This is a genomic window from Parageobacillus thermoglucosidasius (assembly GCF_001295365.1).
GTDB lineage: Bacteria > Bacillota > Bacilli > Bacillales > Anoxybacillaceae > Parageobacillus > Parageobacillus thermoglucosidasius.
Genome location: NZ_CP012712.1, coordinates 3831036 through 3845000, shown reverse-complemented (window position 1 = coordinate 3845000; position 13965 = coordinate 3831036). Strand labels below are relative to the sequence as shown.

13 protein-coding genes, 15 tRNA genes and 1 rRNA gene (1 of these 29 cut by a window edge) are annotated in these 13965 nt (G+C 44.3%); 28 read left to right on the top strand and 1 reads right to left on the bottom strand.

All coding sequences use genetic code 11. From position 1 onward, the window contains the following. The 28 genes from AOT13_RS18990 to AOT13_RS18865 all read left to right on the top strand — a co-directional run. Nucleotides 1–2015 (top strand): 23S ribosomal RNA (locus AOT13_RS18990) (it extends 915 nt beyond the left edge of the window). A gap of 178 nt (nt 2016–2193) precedes the next feature. Next, a tRNA-Asn gene (locus AOT13_RS18985) sits at nt 2194–2268 on the top strand. A gap of 4 nt (nt 2269–2272) precedes the next feature. Continuing rightward, a tRNA-Ser gene (locus AOT13_RS18980) sits at nt 2273–2363 on the top strand. Nucleotides 2364–2378: 15 nt separating this feature from the next. Then, a tRNA-Glu gene (locus tag AOT13_RS18975) sits at nt 2379–2450 on the top strand. A gap of 12 nt (nt 2451–2462) precedes the next feature. After that, a tRNA-Val gene (locus AOT13_RS18970) sits at nt 2463–2538 on the top strand. A gap of 60 nt (nt 2539–2598) precedes the next feature. Continuing rightward, nucleotides 2599–2675, top strand: a tRNA-Met gene (locus AOT13_RS18965). 4 nt (nt 2676–2679) lie between these two features. Next, a tRNA-Asp gene (locus tag AOT13_RS18960) sits at nt 2680–2755 on the top strand. A gap of 23 nt (nt 2756–2778) precedes the next feature. Then, nucleotides 2779–2854: transfer RNA gene (locus tag AOT13_RS18955), tRNA-Phe, on the top strand. A gap of 30 nt (nt 2855–2884) precedes the next feature. Next, nucleotides 2885–2960: transfer RNA gene (locus AOT13_RS18950), tRNA-Thr, on the top strand. A gap of 7 nt (nt 2961–2967) precedes the next feature. Then, a tRNA-Tyr gene (locus AOT13_RS18945) sits at nt 2968–3049 on the top strand. A gap of 10 nt (nt 3050–3059) precedes the next feature. Then, nucleotides 3060–3133, top strand: a tRNA-Trp gene (locus AOT13_RS18940). Between the two features lie 22 nt (nt 3134–3155). Next, nucleotides 3156–3228: transfer RNA gene (locus AOT13_RS18935), tRNA-His, on the top strand. A gap of 23 nt (nt 3229–3251) precedes the next feature. After that, nucleotides 3252–3326, top strand: a tRNA-Gln gene (locus tag AOT13_RS18930). A gap of 3 nt (nt 3327–3329) precedes the next feature. After that, nucleotides 3330–3401: transfer RNA gene (locus AOT13_RS18925), tRNA-Gly, on the top strand. A gap of 7 nt (nt 3402–3408) precedes the next feature. Next, nucleotides 3409–3482, top strand: a tRNA-Cys gene (locus AOT13_RS18920). Between the two features lie 151 nt (nt 3483–3633). After that, nucleotides 3634–3716: transfer RNA gene (locus tag AOT13_RS18915), tRNA-Leu, on the top strand. A 128-nt stretch (nt 3717–3844) separates the two neighbouring features. After that, nucleotides 3845–4834, top strand: coding sequence for a tyrosine-type recombinase/integrase (locus AOT13_RS18910; RefSeq protein ID WP_042386288.1), 990 nt, complete (start codon nt 3845–3847; stop codon nt 4832–4834). Nucleotides 4835–4840: 6 nt separating this feature from the next. Then, the gene (locus tag AOT13_RS20255) at nt 4841–5017 is read left to right on the top strand and encodes a hypothetical protein (protein WP_155267360.1); all 177 of its coding nucleotides are present in this window, start codon (nt 4841–4843) and stop codon (nt 5015–5017) included. After that, complete coding sequence (locus AOT13_RS18905; RefSeq protein ID WP_042386283.1) at nt 5018–5200, top strand: hypothetical protein; 183 nt, start codon at nt 5018–5020, stop codon at nt 5198–5200. 25 nt (nt 5201–5225) lie between these two features. Continuing rightward, entirely contained in the window at nt 5226–5459 is a 234-nt protein-coding gene (locus AOT13_RS18900) for a hypothetical protein (RefSeq protein WP_155267359.1), read from the top strand. Between the two features lie 329 nt (nt 5460–5788). Continuing rightward, complete coding sequence (locus tag AOT13_RS18895; protein WP_013400168.1) at nt 5789–6316, top strand: hypothetical protein; 528 nt, start codon at nt 5789–5791, stop codon at nt 6314–6316. 312 nt (nt 6317–6628) lie between these two features. Next, nucleotides 6629–7864, top strand: coding sequence for an IS256 family transposase (locus AOT13_RS18890; RefSeq protein ID WP_003250680.1), 1236 nt, complete (start codon nt 6629–6631; stop codon nt 7862–7864). Nucleotides 7865–8282: 418 nt separating this feature from the next. Next, a complete protein-coding gene (locus AOT13_RS19785; protein WP_255210123.1) occupies nt 8283–8456 on the top strand; it encodes an O-methyltransferase in 174 nt (57 codons plus the stop codon). A gap of 185 nt (nt 8457–8641) precedes the next feature. Beyond that, entirely contained in the window at nt 8642–9052 is a 411-nt protein-coding gene (locus AOT13_RS18885) for an RrF2 family transcriptional regulator (protein WP_013400190.1), read from the top strand. 108 nt (nt 9053–9160) lie between these two features. Then, the gene (gene mnmA, locus AOT13_RS18880) at nt 9161–10273 is read left to right on the top strand and encodes a tRNA 2-thiouridine(34) synthase MnmA (RefSeq protein WP_042386137.1); all 1113 of its coding nucleotides are present in this window, start codon (nt 9161–9163) and stop codon (nt 10271–10273) included. Between the two features lie 180 nt (nt 10274–10453). After that, complete coding sequence (locus tag AOT13_RS18875) at nt 10454–11398, top strand: LLM class oxidoreductase (protein ID WP_042386139.1); 945 nt, start codon at nt 10454–10456, stop codon at nt 11396–11398. A 43-nt stretch (nt 11399–11441) separates the two neighbouring features. After that, complete coding sequence (locus AOT13_RS18870) at nt 11442–12086, top strand: SDR family oxidoreductase (protein ID WP_013400192.1); 645 nt, start codon at nt 11442–11444, stop codon at nt 12084–12086. 33 nt (nt 12087–12119) lie between these two features. Continuing rightward, the gene (locus AOT13_RS18865; RefSeq protein ID WP_003248430.1) at nt 12120–12968 is read left to right on the top strand and encodes a sugar phosphate isomerase/epimerase family protein; all 849 of its coding nucleotides are present in this window, start codon (nt 12120–12122) and stop codon (nt 12966–12968) included. A gap of 87 nt (nt 12969–13055) precedes the next feature. Here the strand turns inward: AOT13_RS18865 and sdaAA are convergent, their stop codons facing one another. Next, a complete protein-coding gene (gene sdaAA / locus AOT13_RS18860) occupies nt 13056–13961 on the bottom strand; it encodes an L-serine ammonia-lyase, iron-sulfur-dependent, subunit alpha (RefSeq protein WP_013400194.1) in 906 nt (301 codons plus the stop codon). Nucleotides 13962–13965 lie beyond the last annotated feature (4 nt).

Below are 13965 nucleotides of genomic sequence, written 5' to 3'. Positions count from 1 at the left end.
ATTGAGCTAGGGGCCCTCATCGGGTTACCGAACTCAGTCAAACTCCGAATGCCAATGACTTATCCTTGGGAGTCAGACTGCGAGTGATAAGATCCGTAGTCGAGAGGGAAACAGCCCAGACCACCAGCTAAGGTCCCAAAGTGTACGTTAAGTGGAAAAGGATGTGGAGTTGCCCAGACAACCAGGATGTTGGCTTAGAAGCAGCCATCATTTAAAGAGTGCGTAATAGCTCACTGGTCGAGTGACTCTGCGCCGAAAATGTACCGGGGCTAAACGTACCACCGAAGCTGTGGGATGACCAACGGTCATCGGTAGGGGAGCGTTCTAAGTGCGCCGAAGCGAGACCGGAAGGACTCGTGGAGCGCTTAGAAGTGAGAATGCCGGTGTGAGTAGCGAAAACAGAGGTGAGAATCCTCTGCACCGAAAGCCTAAGGGTTCCTGAGGAAGGTTCGTCCGCTCAGGGTTAGTCGGGACCTAAGCCGAGGCCGAAAGGCGTAGGTGATGGGCAACAGGTAGAGATTCCTGTACCACCTCCTCACCGTTGGAGCAATGGGGGGACGCAGGAAGGTAGGGCGAGCAGGCTGCTGGAATAGCCTGTCCAAGCGGTTAGGCCGCCAGATAGGCAAATCCGTCTGGCAATAAGGCGGAGCCGTGATGGCGAGGGACCGTTGGTCCCGAAGTCCCCGATCCTACACTGCCAAGAAAAGCCTCTAGCGAGGTGAGAGGTGCCCGTACCGCAAACCGACACAGGTAGGCGAGGAGAGAATCCTAAGGTGCGCGGGAGAACTCTCGTTAAGGAACTCGGCAAAATGACCCCGTAACTTCGGGAGAAGGGGTGCTCTCTTGGGTCACAAGCCTGAGGGAGCCGCAGTGAAAAGGCCCAAGCGACTGTTTATCAAAAACACAGGTCTCTGCGAAGCCGAAAGGCGAAGTATAGGGGCTGACACCTGCCCGGTGCTGGAAGGTTAAGGGGAGCGCTTAGCGGAAGCGAAGGTGCGAACCGAAGCCCCAGTAAACGGCGGCCGTAACTATAACGGTCCTAAGGTAGCGAAATTCCTTGTCGGGTAAGTTCCGACCCGCACGAAAGGTGTAACGACTTGGGCACTGTCTCAACGAGAGACCCGGTGAAATCATACTACCTGTGAAGATGCAGGTTACCCGCGACAGGACGGAAAGACCCCGTGGAGCTTTACTGCAGCCTGATATGGAATTTTGGTATCGCTTGTACAGGATAGGTGGGAGCCTGGGAAGCCGGAGCGCCAGCTTCGGTGGAGGCGGCGGTGGGATACCACCCTGGCGGTATTGAAATTCTAACCCGCACCCCTTAGCGGGGTGGGAGACAGTGTCAGGTGGGCAGTTTGACTGGGGCGGTCGCCTCCCAAAAGGTAACGGAGGCGCCCAAAGGTTCCCTCAGAATGGTTGGAAATCATTCGGAGAGTGCAAAGGCAGAAGGGAGCTTGACTGCGAGACAGACAGGTCGAGCAGGGACGAAAGTCGGGCTTAGTGATCCGGTGGTTCCGCATGGAAGGGCCATCGCTCAACGGATAAAAGCTACCCCGGGGATAACAGGCTGATCTCCCCCAAGAGTCCACATCGACGGGGAGGTTTGGCACCTCGATGTCGGCTCATCGCATCCTGGGGCTGTAGTCGGTCCCAAGGGTTGGGCTGTTCGCCCATTAAAGCGGTACGCGAGCTGGGTTCAGAACGTCGTGAGACAGTTCGGTCCCTATCCGTCGCGGGCGCAGGAAATTTGAGAGGAGCTGTCCTTAGTACGAGAGGACCGGGATGGACGCACCGCTGGTGTACCAGTTGTCCCGCCAGGGGCACCGCTGGGTAGCTATGTGCGGAAGGGATAAGCGCTGAAAGCATCTAAGCGTGAAGCCCCCCTCAAGATGAGATTTCCCATCGCGTCAAGCGAGTAAGATCCCTCGAAGATGACGAGGTCGATAGGTCCGAGGTGGAAGCGTGGCGACACGTGGAGCTGACGGATACTAATCGATCGAGGGCTTAACCACGAACAACGGAGAATGCCGCCTGGCTAAACGGTTTCTTCCAGATGGACGGTTATCTAGTTTTGAGGGAATGAATTAGTAAAAAAACTCTTGACATGATAATATTGGTCATTATAATAATACTTGTCCAATCAATAAAGAGTTTGTTAAGAAAGAAACAATCAGTTCCTTCATCAATTATTCCGCAGTAGCTCAGTGGTAGAGCAATCGGCTGTTAACCGATTGGTCGCAGGTTCGAATCCTGCCTGCGGAGCCATCTTGGAGAGCTGTCCGAGTGGTCGAAGGAGCACGATTGGAAATCGTGTAGGCGTGAATAGCGCCTCAAGGGTTCGAATCCCTTGCTCTCCGCCATTAATTAGTCACTATGGCCCGTTGGTCAAGTGGTTAAGACACCGCCCTTTCACGGCGGTAACACGGGTTCGAATCCCGTACGGGTCACTTTCTTTTTGTGGAGGATTAGCTCAGCTGGGAGAGCACTTGCCTTACAAGCAAGGGGTCGGCGGTTCGATCCCGTCATCCTCCACCATGAATAAACTTCCTCAATACGCAGAGAATTCTAAGAACAACAAACATTACTTTCTATCGTCGCGGGGTGGAGCAGTCCGGTAGCTCGTCGGGCTCATAACCCGAAGGTCGCAGGTTCAAATCCTGCCCCCGCAACCAAATTGGTCCCGTAGTGTAGTGGTTAACATGCCTGCCTGTCACGCAGGAGATCGCGGGTTCGAGTCCCGTCGGGACCGCCATAGTTGAAAGGCTCTTAGAGAATGGCTCGGTAGCTCAGTCGGTAGAGCAAAGGACTGAAAATCCTTGTGTCGGCGGTTCGATTCCGTCCCGAGCCACCACACTTATTCTTTAGGAAGCGTACTTCATGTGCCGACTTAGCTCAATTGGTAGAGCAACTGAATCGTAATCAGTAGGTTGCGGGTTCAAGTCCTGCAGTCGGCACCATGAATACGGAGGGGTAGCGAAGTGGCCAAACGCGGCGGACTGTAAATCCGCTCCCTTTGGGTTCGGCGGTTCGAATCCGTCCCCCTCCATTTTCCATTTAGGGGCATAGTTTAATGGTAGAACAGAGGTCTCCAAAACCTCCGGTGTGGGTTCGATTCCTACTGCCCCTGCCATTATAATGTTCGACATTATATGGCGACTATGGCGAAGTGGTTAACGCACCAGATTGTGGCTCTGGCATGCGTGGGTTCGATTCCCACTAGTCGCCTTTTCTCCTGCATATTATTTTTTTGGGGTATAGCCAAGCGGTAAGGCAACGGACTTTGACTCCGTGATGCGTTGGTTCGAATCCAACTACCCCAGCCACATGCGGAAGTAGTTCAGTGGTAGAACACCACCTTGCCAAGGTGGGGGTCGCGGGTTCGAGTCCCGTCTTCCGCTTTCTTATGGCGGCATAGCCAAGTGGTAAGGCAGAGGTCTGCAAAACCTTTATCCCCGGTTCGAATCCGGGTGCCGCCTCCATATGCGGTTAGTGTTTGGATGGCGGTATTGAAGGTATGCAATTGTAAATCTTACGTTAGGCAATTATGTCCGCTTTCCGTTTGACTCTCTTATTTTAAAAATAAGGCTTGACTTTATATCATTTATATTTTATAATTTCGTATGTGCTTACGCCGATGTGGCGGAATTGGCAGACGCGCACGACTCAAAATCGTGTGGGCTTTGCCCGTGTGGGTTCGACTCCCACCATCGGCATCGAAAAAACTGATGTATCAAGGATTCCTGCAAGATGCGGGAATCCTTTTTTATTTTATCCTCATACGATTCCTCATTAAAAAATCTGATTCAATATTCCTCATACGACTTGCTGAAAGGGTGATATTTTGGCAAGGCGTAACAATAATTTATCCCCTGATGAAATTTTTGAAATGCACGCAAATTCTATCCAATCTGATGCTATTGATTTTCAAATAGCACTGGAAAAATTTCTTGAAGACTGTGAAATACGAAATTGTCGCCCTCAAACAATACAATACTACCGAAATGAAATGTCCGTATTTTACAAACTTCTTCGTGAACAAGAAATTGAAGTAAACATTTACAGAATGACACCTGAAATCATTAAACAAAATGTCATTCTGTATATGAAGAATCAAAAGAAATGCAAAACAGTAACGATCAATACTCGGCTGCGTGCATTAAGAGCGTTTTTTAACTTTCTTGAACGAGAAAAAATCATTTCTAAAAAACAAAATCCTTTTCATGAGATTAAGTTACTTAAAGACCGAAAGAAAGCAGTGCCGACTTATACAAAAGAAGAAATTCATATCCTCTTTAAGCAACCAAATTTAAGAACATTTACTGGCGTAAGGGATTTAACGTTGATGATGCTTTTACTTGAAACAGGAATAAGAGCATCCGAATGTGTCGGGATTCGACTAGGCGATATAGATTTTCAACGTTCACGAATCTTAATTCAAAATACAAAAGGTTATAGGCAACGATATGTACCGATTCAGAAGCAAATGAAAGAGCAGTTAAAAAAATATTTAGCAATTCGTGGCACATTAGATCATGATTATCTATTTGTTTCAATTGATGACACTCCTTTAACCAAACGTCAAATGCAGGCACAAATTGAATCATATGGCAAGAAGTGTGGTATCCATGCGACTTGCCATAAATTCAGACATACCTTCGCACGACTTTCTGTTGAAGCGGGCGCTGGAATCTTTGAACTTCAAGCGGTTTTAGGACATACCTCGATGGAAATGGTTAAACATTACGTCAATCTATTTTTTGATGATGTAGTTGAAAAACACCGAACATTTTCACCTATTGAAAATGTGTTTTCAAGTAAAAGAAGGAGGTAATCAAATATGGAAACTTTCGGCACACTTGTTTTTCTAAACGGACAACCATTTCTTGAACTCGAAATTGGGGAACTTGTACAGCTGAACAATTCATTTACTGTAGAAGATTTAAACGGTCAACCAATTATACTGGATGACAAATATGCAGGACAACAAATCGTAATCAGAAAGGCGGTAGCGTAAATGAAAACAATTAAAGTGACGGAAAAGGAACTTGCGACATTAAAATCAGCGGTTTGGGCGCAATTACAAAATATCAATCGTGACATCCGTATTGCACAAGAGAAAGGGAGAGATGCTTCATTTCTTCTTGAATTGAAAAGAGAATTTGAGGAAGTATTTGAAGCATTAAAGTATGCAAATTAAAGAAAGGACGAAAGGGGATAAGGAAATGAAAGCATTAGAAACAAAAGAATATCTAATTCTTGCAGACGTGAAAACCACAGTGTCTTTAAAAATTAAAGCGAATAACAAGCAAGAAGCGGAAATGATTGCACAAAGCCAACTAAATGATTTATCGGTAGCGAATGTGAAATTGGAACTTCAGTATTTAAATAACGAAATAGTGAAACCGAATGTCGAGGATTTTTATATTGAAGTATCGAGCATTGAAGAGAGATTATAAAAAATAAAAATCCGCTATCCAGTTTATTGGAAGCGGATTTATTTTTACATAAAAAAGTTCACAAAATTGTCACATTTTATGTATTGAAAGAGAATAATAGAATATGATATGCTAAAGTTTGACAACTGAAAATAACGCACAAATACCCAATCTAACATAATCATACCAAAAATCAATATGAATGTCAACATCAATTGCCTATATAATGCACGTTATCATGGCAATTGAAAGGGGGTGATTATTTTCCGAACGAGTAGCGGCAGTTTGGTTGTCAGTGTTGGTGGAGTTTAGGAGATAAAAAATAAATTAAGCAAAGGGGTAATGAGTGTATGAAAATAACAGGTACAAAAAGATACATATGGGATGCACCAAAAGAAAGACAAATACAATATTTGAATTATTTATTTTCGAGAAGGAGCACCACTATTGATAAAAGTAGATACAGAGTAATTAAAAATATTTTCCAAAGTGCTAGTGGAATAAAGTTAGATGATTTAGATACAACAGCCCGAAAACGATTAATAATGAAGCTATTCTATTTCAAGTTTAAAAATTCATGCTCTAATGCAAAGTATGTGAGAGCCGGCAAGAAAAAAGGATATGAAAACGTAAAATTTTTACTTGGTGAATGGAGTAGTATAATCAGAAATCTAAAAAAATATAGACCTGACCTTGTAGAGTTAGGCATTGAGATTTGCAGGAAGTATATAGAAAGTGGGTTTGCTGGAGAATATGCTCCAGTCGTACACCGCATAGGTGGCAAGGGGACTGATTACGAATGGAACAATATAACGATTATTGCTAAAAAAGAGCATGACGAACTAACGAAAAAGGAGCGACAAGGGCAAAATAATTAATACATAACTATTTTACTTTACATATCATACATAACATATCCATTGAGAAGCGGGAGCGGATTAATTCCGCTTCCCTTCTAAACAATTAATCAAGGGGTGTGATGATATGAATAAATCAAAATACTTCTTTTGTTACGATTTAGCATTGAAACGAAAAATCGACACGTACGGAATACGATATATTACGACAGCAATTTCAAGTTAAGTCCATATAATTGTGTAAAAAGAGAAATAGAAAAAGAGCCATGTTGCTTCCCCTTTGGTAGAATAAACAGTGGACCAAAAACACCAAACATAAGGAGGAATGCAACCATGGCTCAATATCATATTACCCTAAATGATGAACTTTTGCACGGGTTATTCACCAGAGATGAGGGATTAGCTAAGCTATTGGAACAAGTCCTCAATCAAATCCTCGAGGCACAAGTGGAAGAACAGCTGGGAGCTCGCCGTTATGAACGAACGGAAGAACGAAAAGGCTATCGAAACGGTTCGTATCCACGCCAGCTGACGACCCGGGTGGGACGGTTGACCTTGCGCGTTCCACGGACAAGAGATGGGGAGTTCTCTACGGAGCTGTTCCAACGGTATCAACGGAGCGAACAAGCACTGGTACTGGCACTAATGGAAATGGTGGTAAACGGGGTGTCTACCCGAAAAATCACTCAAATCACGGAGGAATTATGCGGCACTTCGTTTTCCAAGTCCACGGTCTCCTCACTGTGCAAGGGACTGGATCCGATTATCCAAGACTGGAATTACCGTTCCCTTCATGAACACGTGTATCCGTTTGTGCTAGTAGATGCTATTTATACGAAAGTCCGGGAGGATGGACGAGTACGCTCCAGTGCCGTGTTGATCGCTACAGGAGTGAATGAGGAAGGATATCGGGAAATTCTTGGCCTGCAAATCGGAAACAGTGAATCGGAGTCCAGCTGGAGCGAGTTCTTCGGATGGCTGAAAGATCGGGGACTCCGGGGAGTGGACTTGATCATCTCGGATCAGCACGGTGGGCTGGTGCAAGCCATTGAAAAGCATTTCCAAGGCGCTACATGGCAACGATGCCAGACACATTTTATTCGCAATATCCTCGACGCCGCACCAAAGTATATGCAGGATGCCTTGCTCGAGGAGATTCGTGGGATTCTTCATGCTCCAAATAAGCAAACGGCCCGGCTGTTATTGGAACAAGTGCTGGCCAAATGGGAAGAAAAAGTCCCAAAAGCCATGCAAATCCTCGAAGAGGGATTCGAAGACGCCACCGCCGTATTGGACTATCCGGACCGTTATCGGCGGCGTCTGCGCACGACCAACGGAGTGGAACGGCTGAACGAAGAAATTCGCCGCAGAGAACGGGTCATCCGCATCTTTCCGAACCGGGAATCGGTGTATCGCCTCGTTGGTGCCGTGTTGATCGAAATCGATGAAAAATGGATGTCAGGGCGCAAATACTTGGATATGGCTGAATATTGGCAGTGGCGGAAAACGAAAGAGCAAGGAGTCCGATCGGTGAATCAGGTGGCTCCGGCGATCAAGAGAGTGGGATAACCTCTACGCCGTGTCAAGGAGAACGTGGAATACCGGAGCGAAGCGAGGATATGCCGCGAAAGCTCCTTGACACGCCTGTTCCTTGACAACATGATCATTTGTCCGGGAAGGCGACCGGCAGGGGGACTTGCCGGTCTTACCTACCATACGTCAAGTCATCAGGTCCATGTTGTCTATCAAAGGGGAATTTACACAATAATTTGGACTTGACCATTAAATACAATTAAAGGATTTGAAGGAATGGGAGTTTCTTTAATCGGCTTGATTTTCATAGGTATAGGGCTGATTCTTTTCCTTGTTTCTATTTTAATTATTTTTTTTGAAGAGAGAAGGAAGGAATCTTCTTAAAACTTAACTTTTTGCCTCGAAATAGACAATAAATTCTCGCCAAACTAGCGGATGCTTTATTTTTAAAGGAGTGTTAATTACTGCGGATAACGTATTATGGAAAGGAAAAGTGGCGGACAGGAACCATCAAGAAAAGAAGGCTGTTTTTCTGAGAGAGTTTAATGAGTTCGTGGCCAAACACCCAAAATTAGAATCTATCATTGTCCCGATTGGCGATGGTTTAACGGTTGCAAGGGTATTATAAATAAATGGAAAATTGGAATATGATAACAGATGATCGGTGGCACTGCATCTGTTATGTTGCCTCCTTATGCTCACTTCGCACTTTTGCGCCAGTTTTGCAATACCGTCTGTAATATACGGATGAAAAATAATGATTGACAACATGAACTGTAATCATTATTATTACAGTTAGGAGGAAGGTTCATTATGAATAGCGATTTTTCGATTGCTGTTCACTGCGTTGCTTATCTGGCCAAAAAGCAAAACCAACGAGTGACCAGCGAAGACATTGCCCAAAGTGTTTCAGTCCATCCGGCAAGATTAAGAAAAATTTTAAGCATATTGCGGAAAGAAAATATTATTACTTCTAAAGAAGGGGCAAAAGGCGGCTTCACTTTAAACGATCCGCCTGAACATATAACGTTAGATAAAATTTTTAAAATCACCAGTGAAGAAACGCTTGTGCCGAAATGCCCTGATTCCAATGAGAATTGTCCGATAGGCAGAAACCTGTCCAATATACTCATCCGCGTTTGCCACAATGCGGAACAACACTTTTTAAACTATTTAAAAGGTGTGACAATCAAAGATATTATTGATGAAATTAATAATAATTAGTTTTTCTGCTTGAATAAAGGACAACCGTATTTTCTGTCAGATGGACGCTAATTTTTTTTAAACATAACTGTAACAAAAAATATTTCAGTTTAATAAGGGGGGATAAGAATGAAGAAAAAGCGGGTTGTCGTCGGAATGTCTGGCGGAGTGGATTCCTCTGTGGCCGCTTATCTTCTTAAACAAGAAGGGTATGACGTCATCGGTGTATTTATGAAAAATTGGGATGATACCAATGATGATGGCGTATGCACAGCAACGGAAGATTACGAAGATGTTAAGAGGGTTGCCAATCAGCTTGGGATTCCCTACTACAGCGTGAACTTTGAAAAAGAATATTGGGATCGTGTATTTACGTATTTTATGGATGAGCTGAAGCGAGGGAGAACACCTAATCCAGACGTTTTATGCAACACAGAAATTAAGTTTAAAGCGTTCGTTGATTACGCCCTTTCGCTGGACGCTGATTATATCGCGACAGGCCATTATGCAAGAATCAGAAGGGAAAATGGCCAAGTCACCTTATTGCGCGGAAAAGATCTCAATAAAGATCAAACGTATTTTCTTAGCCAATTAACCGAAAAACATTTGGCAAAAGTGCTGTTTCCTCTTGGCGAATTAACGAAAGATGAAGTGCGAAAAATCGCTAAAGAATTGAACCTTGTTACCGCTAATAAAAAAGATAGTACAGGAATCTGCTTTATTGGGGAAAGAAACTTTAAAAGATTTTTAAAGAATTTTTTACCGGCACAGCCTGGAGAAATTCGCTCTCTGGATGGGGAAGTGCTAGGTACTCATGACGGGTTGATGTACTATACGATCGGCCAACGAAAAGGGCTTGGAATTGGCGGAAAAGGAACAGGCGAACCTTGGTATGTTGTCGATAAAGATTTAGAAAACAACGTTTTACTCGTCGCCCAAGGCAAAAACCATCCTGCGCTGTTTTCTACGGGCCTTATTGCATCTAACATTAGCTTTATTAATGGAGATGTTCGTCCACACACATTTGCATGTACAGCTAAATTCAGATACCGTCAAGAAGATCAAAAGGTAACCGTTCATGTTCGTCCGAATGGAACGGCTTTGGTGGAATTCGAAAAACCAGTTAAAGCGGTTACCCCAGGACAAGTAGCGGTATTTTATGACAATGATGTTTGCCTTGGCAGCGCGGTTATTGACGAAGTGATCAAAATGGATGCCGCAAATGCCACTATCGCATCTTAAAACCGGCATAGATCACTGCACTATTGAACAGATGGATGGCCGCTTTATGTATACACGCTTTGCTAAGATAGATAATAAGTATTGTGCAAGTAATGGAAGTTTCGTTTTCAGTTGGCTATCCATGCAAAGAGTCGTTGAATGAAAATAAATTAAAAATTTAATTGGAAGGTAGATGTGCAAATGGAAAAGTTCAAAAATCACAAAGGGTATTCACGCATGTATCAAGAAAACAAACTGACTTTAGGATTGTTCTTTCCGATTGAATCATATATGGGTGACGTCCCAGAGATGAATATAGAAAAGCAAATGAAGTTAGCAAAACGGGCGGAAGAACTCAATTTCGCTGCATTATTTGTGAGAGATGTACTGTTGCGCGATCCTAATTTCGGTGATGTCGGGCAAATGTATGATCCGTTTGCGTATTTAGGATATGTTGCCGCCAACACAGAAAAGATTGCGTTAGGAACAGGAAGCATTATTTTAACATTGCGCCACCCTCTTCATGTCGCTAAAGCGGCGGCTTCGGTAGACAGATTGTCTGGGGAAAGGCTCATTCTTGGTGTCGCAACAGGTGACCGCCCAATCGAGTTCCCGGCATTCTCGGTGAATCCGGAAGATCGGAGCGAGCTGTTCCGGGAATCAGTGTCTGTCATGAGAAAAGTATGGAGCGAGCATTTTCCGACGATTAATTCTGAACGAGTGCATATGACAAGTGGAGATATGTTGCCAAAACCAAAATTGTCAGACATCCCATTAATGGTGACAGGCCACAGCGGGCAGTCACCTGAATGGATTGCTGAACATAGTGATGGATGGATTTATTATCCACGTCCGCTCAAATTCCAAAAAGCGTTAATCGACAATTGGCGTTCGTTAACAGAAGAATTTAAGCCATTTACCCAATCGCTTTATATTGATTTAACAGAAGATCCAAATCATGTGCCAATCCCGATTCATCTTGGATTCCGCACAGGGCGGAATTTCGTGATTGAATTTCTTGCCGCTTTGCAAGATGCTGGCGTGAACCATGTCATTATTAACTTAAAATATGGGCAACGCCCTGTTGAAGAAGTTATCGAAGAATTAGGCGAATTTGTGCTTCCGCACTTTCCAGCATTATCATGATGAAATACCATCTTCAATCAATATGAAGAAAGGGAGGATATAAATGAAAGTTTTTGTCATTGGCGCCAACGGACAAGTTGGTCAACAAGTGGTGAACATGCTTCATGCGCACGAGCGGCACACCGTTCGTGCGATGGTTCGGAAACAAGAGCAATTGGAGGCTTTTCAGCAAAAAGGAATTGAAGCGGTGCTCGCTGATCTTGAAGGCACTGTCGATGAAATTGCCGAAGCGGCCAAAGGTTGTGACGCGATTGTATTCTCCGCCGGTTCCGGTGGGCACACAGGCCCAGATAAAACATTGCTTGTTGATTTAGATGGTGCTGTAAAAGCGATGGAAGCGGCAGAAAAAATCGGAATTGACCGGTTTGTCATGGTGAGCACATTCCAAGCCCACAACCGTGAGAACTGGCCGGAAAATCTTAAGCCTTATTATGTTGCCAAACATTATGCTGACCGTATGTTAATAAATAGCGGGTTGAATTATACCATTATTCGTCCTGGTTATCTTCGCAATGAAAAAGGCACAGGATTGGTTACGGTAGCAGAAAACTTAAATGTCGGAAGCATTCCGCGGGAAGATGTCGCAAGAACCATCGTTCAAGCACTTGATGAACCAAATGTGTATAAAAAAGCATTTGATTTAATGTCAGGGGATACGGAGATTGCTGAAGCATTGAAATCGCTGTGATGAAGCATACACCGGAAGGGAGAATTTGGAAAGATGGCTTACAAATTTTATGCAATGGACTTTGCTTTTTATAACTCAATGGGCATTTATAGTTTTGAAGCGCGGTGTGAAATGTTAAAAGAGATCGGGTATGATGCGACCCATTTATCCGTCTGGCACGGAGAACGGTGGAGAGATGTCGAGAAGCTCAAAAATGTGAAGGAAAAATATGGTCTGGATGTCGCTGGCGTGTACGTGGTGTTAGACCTTTCATTAGGGGAAGACCATCCAAGAAATACGGGCATTTTAAAAATGCTGGAGATCATGGAAGGCTGCTCAACGGTCGAGCTGGCGATTCAATCAGTCGGACATCATATCCGCCCTTCAGACCCTAAAGGGGATGACATCGCAGCGAAGTGGCTGGAAAAAGCATTGAAGATTGCTGAACGAAGAAACATTAACATCTTGCTTTACACACATCTGTCATTCTGGATTGAACGCCATGAAGATGCTGTAAGACTTTGCAAGCGGCTGAACCATCCTAATCTTGGCATTGTTTTTTGCGGCTATCATTGGTATGCCGTCGATGGCACAAACCTGTCGGCTACCCTTCAAGCCGTAGCTCCTTACTTGAAACAAGTGAACATTTCTGGAAGCAGCCGCAATCCGCACGGTTTTGGCGGAGTGGCGACAATTGAGCCATTGGACGTTGGCGAGTTAGATAATTTTGCGTTACTGGGACAGCTTAAAAAGATGGGATACAATGGAATGATTGGTTACCAAGGTTGGGGTGAAGGAGGCGACGCTTACAGTAAGCTGAGCCGTTCACTCAAAGCGTTCCGTGATATGGAACGCAGACTGGAGGAGCACCCGCATTGGGCGGATTTAAAATTAACTCCATAATCGCTGCCAAATCATGTTGTTTTGTTAAAAGATATCATAAAATGACTCACGTTTTTCTTCAAGCAGTGGATGACATCATCCACTGCTTTAGCTTGTTATTAACGATTTGTTGGAAACATCTTCTCCGTAGATTTTCTTTTTGATAGCTAACCCCGTTGGTGTGCCTGCCAAACCGCCTAAACCGGTTTCTCTTAATTCACGCGGCATTTGCCTTCCGATTTCTCTCATGGCATCAATCGTTTCATCAGCGCTGATGACATTAGTTATGCCAGCTAATGCCATATCTGCAGCAATTAAGGCATTCGCTGTGCCTATTGCGTTTCTTTTAACACATGGTATTTCTACCAGACCTGCAACAGGATCACAAACTAAGCCAAGCAAATTTCCTAACGCTATTGCAAATGCTTCAGAGGATTGCTGCGGCGTTCCGCCTGCTGCTTCGACAGCGGCTGCTGCCGCCATGGCGGAGGCGCTGCCAACTTCAGCTTGACAACCTCCTCTTGCTCCGGCAATAAAAGCCCTATTTGCGACAACCATGCCAAATAGCGCGGAAGTGAAAAGAAAGTGAACCATTTGTTCATGAGTTAACCGCAATTTATCTTTGATGCTAAAGAGCACCCCTGGAATGATTCCGCTTGCGCCTGCAGTAGGAGCTGCACAAATAATCCCCATAGATGCATTCACTTCATTCGTGCCAATGGCGCTTTGAACACCTGCCATCATAGAATCTCCTGAAAGCGTTCTCTTTTTTTCGCGATATTTCGCGATTTTAACAGCATCTCCGCCTGTTAAACCAGTCAGGGAAAATACACCTTCCCCTTCAACACTCTTCTTAACGGCATTTTCCATCGTTATTAAATTTTTCTTCATTTTTTCGAAAATTTCTTCACGTGAGGCTTGGTTTTGTTTCATTTCATGTTCAATCGCCAATTCGGAAATGCTTATTTGTCTTTCATTTGCTGTATTAACAATTTCCTTTATACTCATGTACATAATG

Excerpts from the sequence above, each read along its gene's own strand:
- AOT13_RS20255 (WP_155267360.1), top strand. The coding sequence starts at position 4,841 with ATGGAAACTTTCGGCACACTTGTTTTTCTAAACGGACAACCATTTCTT.
- AOT13_RS18905 (WP_042386283.1), top strand. The coding sequence starts at position 5,018 with ATGAAAACAATTAAAGTGACGGAAAAGGAACTTGCGACATTAAAATCA.
- AOT13_RS18900 (WP_155267359.1), top strand. The coding sequence starts at position 5,226 with ATGAAAGCATTAGAAACAAAAGAATATCTAATTCTTGCAGACGTGAAA.
- AOT13_RS18895 (WP_013400168.1), top strand. The coding sequence starts at position 5,789 with ATGAAAATAACAGGTACAAAAAGATACATATGGGATGCACCAAAAGAA.
- AOT13_RS18890 (WP_003250680.1), top strand. The coding sequence starts at position 6,629 with ATGGCTCAATATCATATTACCCTAAATGATGAACTTTTGCACGGGTTA.
- AOT13_RS18885 (WP_013400190.1), top strand. The coding sequence starts at position 8,642 with ATGAATAGCGATTTTTCGATTGCTGTTCACTGCGTTGCTTATCTGGCC.
- mnmA (WP_042386137.1), top strand. The coding sequence starts at position 9,161 with ATGAAGAAAAAGCGGGTTGTCGTCGGAATGTCTGGCGGAGTGGATTCC.
- AOT13_RS18875 (WP_042386139.1), top strand. The coding sequence starts at position 10,454 with ATGGAAAAGTTCAAAAATCACAAAGGGTATTCACGCATGTATCAAGAA.
- AOT13_RS18870 (WP_013400192.1), top strand. The coding sequence starts at position 11,442 with ATGAAAGTTTTTGTCATTGGCGCCAACGGACAAGTTGGTCAACAAGTG.
- AOT13_RS18865 (WP_003248430.1), top strand. The coding sequence starts at position 12,120 with ATGGCTTACAAATTTTATGCAATGGACTTTGCTTTTTATAACTCAATG.
- sdaAA (WP_013400194.1), bottom strand. The coding sequence starts at position 13,961 with ATGTACATGAGTATAAAGGAAATTGTTAATACAGCAAATGAAAGACAA.